Below are 3299 nucleotides of genomic sequence, written 5' to 3' on the forward strand. Positions count from 1 at the left end.
GCGGCCTATCAGCTTGTTGGTGAGGTAACGGCTCACCAAGGCGACGACGGGTAGCCGGCCTGAGAGGGCGACCGGCCACACTGGGACTGAGACACGGCCCAGACTCCTACGGGAGGCAGCAGTGGGGAATATTGCACAATGGGCGCAAGCCTGATGCAGCGACGCCGCGTGAGGGATGACGGCCTTCGGGTTGTAAACCTCTTTCAGCAGGGAAGAAGCGAGAGTGACGGTACCTGCAGAAGAAGCGCCGGCTAACTACGTGCCAGCAGCCGCGGTAATACGTAGGGCGCAAGCGTTGTCCGGAATTATTGGGCGTAAAGAGCTCGTAGGCGGCTTGTCACGTCGGATGTGAAAGCCCGGGGCTTAACCCCGGGTCTGCATTCGATACGGGCAGGCTAGAGTTCGGTAGGGGAGATCGGAATTCCTGGTGTAGCGGTGAAATGCGCAGATATCAGGAGGAACACCGGTGGCGAAGGCGGATCTCTGGGCCGATACTGACGCTGAGGAGCGAAAGCGTGGGGAGCGAACAGGATTAGATACCCTGGTAGTCCACGCCGTAAACGGTGGGCACTAGGTGTGGGCAACATTCCACGTTGTCCGTGCCGCAGCTAACGCATTAAGTGCCCCGCCTGGGGAGTACGGCCGCAAGGCTAAAACTCAAAGGAATTGACGGGGGCCCGCACAAGCGGCGGAGCATGTGGCTTAATTCGACGCAACGCGAAGAACCTTACCAAGGCTTGACATACACCGGAAACGTCCAGAGATGGGCGCCCCCTTGTGGTCGGTGTACAGGTGGTGCATGGCTGTCGTCAGCTCGTGTCGTGAGATGTTGGGTTAAGTCCCGCAACGAGCGCAACCCTTGTCCCGTGTTGCCAGCAGGCCCTTGTGGTGCTGGGGACTCACGGGAGACCGCCGGGGTCAACTCGGAGGAAGGTGGGGACGACGTCAAGTCATCATGCCCCTTATGTCTTGGGCTGCACACGTGCTACAATGGCCGGTACAATGAGCTGCGATACCGCGAGGTGGAGCGAATCTCAAAAAGCCGGTCTCAGTTCGGATTGGGGTCTGCAACTCGACCCCATGAAGTCGGAGTCGCTAGTAATCGCAGATCAGCATTGCTGCGGTGAATACGTTCCCGGGCCTTGTACACACCGCCCGTCACGTCACGAAAGTCGGTAACACCCGAAGCCGGTGGCCCAACCCCTTGTGGGAGGGAGCTGTCGAAGGTGGGACTGGCGATTGGGACGAAGTCGTAACAAGGTAGCCGTACCGGAAGGTGCGGCTGGATCACCTCCTTTCTAAGGAGCACTTCTAGGCCGCCTAGCGGTCCAGAGGCCAGTACATCAGCGAACGTCTGATGCTGGTTGCTCATGGGTGGAACGTTGACTATTCGGTCGGGACCTCGGGTCGGTGGCTGCTAGTACTGCTCGTAAGAGCGTGGAACGCACGATCGCCGGACGGGAGCTGGCCGGGCACGCTGTTGGGTGTCTGAGGGAATGAACCCCCTCAAGATGCCGGCCCCAGTGAACTCGGACCTGTTGGTTCGGGGTGATGGGTGGCTGGTCGTTGTTTGAGAACTGCACAGTGGACGCGAGCATCTGTGGCCAAGTTTTTAAGGGCGCACGGTGGATGCCTTGGCACCAGGAACCGATGAAGGACGTGGGAGGCCACGATAGTCCCCGGGGAGTCGTCAACCAGGCTTTGATCCGGGGGTTTCCGAATGGGGAAACCCGGCAGTCGTCATGGGCTGTCACCCGCTGCTGAACACATAGGCAGTGTGGAGGGAACGCGGGGAAGTGAAACATCTCAGTACCCGCAGGAAGAGAAAACAACCGTGATTCCGGGAGTAGTGGCGAGCGAAACCGGATGAGGCCAAACCGTATGCGTGTGAGACCCGGCAGGGGTTGCGCATGCGGGGTTGTGGGATCTCTCTTCCACGGTCTGCCGGCCGTGGGACGAGTCAGAAACCGTTGATGTAGGCGAAGGACATGCGAAAGGTCCGGCGTAGAGGGTAAGACCCCCGTAGTCGAAACGTCAGCGGCTCGTTTGAGAGACACCCAAGTAGCACGGGGCCCGAGAAATCCCGTGTGAATCTGGCGGGACCACCCGCTAAGCCTAAATATTCCCTGGTGACCGATAGCGGATAGTACCGTGAGGGAATGGTGAAAAGTACCGCGGGAGCGGAGTGAAATAGTACCTGAAACCGTGTGCCTACAAGCCGTGGGAGCGTCGGAGCAAGGCTTGCCTTGTTCTCGTGACTGCGTGCCTTTTGAAGAATGAGCCTGCGAGTTTGCGGTGTGTTGCGAGGTTAACCCGTGTGGGGAAGCCGTAGCGAAAGCGAGTCCGAACAGGGCGTTTGAGTAGCACGCTCAAGACCCGAAGCGGAGTGATCTAGCCATGGGCAGGTTGAAGCGGAGGTAAGACTTCGTGGAGGACCGAACCCACCAGGGTTGAAAACCTGGGGGATGACCTGTGGTTAGGGGTGAAAGGCCAATCAAACTCCGTGATAGCTGGTTCTCCCCGAAATGCATTTAGGTGCAGCGTCGTGTGTTTCTTGCCGGAGGTAGAGCACTGGATAGGCGATGGGCCCTACCGGGTTACTGACCTTAGCCAAACTCCGAATGCCGGTAAGTGAGAGCGCGGCAGTGAGACTGTGGGGGATAAGCTCCATGGTCGAGAGGGAAACAGCCCAGAGCATCGACTAAGGCCCCTAAGCGTACGCTAAGTGGGAAAGGATGTGGAGTCGCACAGACAACCAGGAGGTTGGCTTAGAAGCAGCCACCCTTGAAAGAGTGCGTAATAGCTCACTGGTCTAGTGATTCCGCGCCGACAATGTAGCGGGGCTCAAGCGTACCGCCGAAGTCGTGTCATTGCAGCATAACGCCCAACGGTGGCTGTGATGGGTAGGGGAGCGTCGTCTGCCGGGTGAAGCGGCACTGGAAGGTAGTCGTGGACGGTTGACGAGTGAGAATGCAGGCATGAGTAGCGATACAAACGTGAGAAACGTTTGCGCCGATTGACTAAGGGTTCCTGGGTCAAGCTGATCTGCCCAGGGTAAGTCGGGACCTAAGGCGAGGCCGACAGGCGTAGTCGATGGATAACCGGTTGATATTCCGGTACCCGCTGTGAAGCGTCAAACATCGAGCATCGTGATGCTAAGGCCGTGAAGCCGTTCCGGACCCTTCGGGGAATGGAAAGTGGTGGAGCCGCCGGACCAAGCGGTTAGTAGGTGAGTGATGGGGTGACGCAGGAAGGTAGTCCATCCCGGGCGGTGGTTGTCCCGGGGTAAGGGTGTAGGC

Annotated in this window: 2 rRNA genes (1 of these 2 running past the window's edge); both read left to right on the top strand. The window is 58.8% G+C overall.

What is annotated here, in order from left to right:
- Positions 1 to 1298: ribosomal RNA gene (locus ACZ4WH_RS43825) — 16S ribosomal RNA — on the top strand; the annotation flags it as partial.
- 304 nt (positions 1299 to 1602) lie between these two features.
- Positions 1603 to 3299 (top strand): 23S ribosomal RNA (locus tag ACZ4WH_RS43830); it runs 1491 nt beyond the window's last position.

It is taken from the genome of Streptomyces sp. NPDC029138 (genome assembly GCF_055564375.1).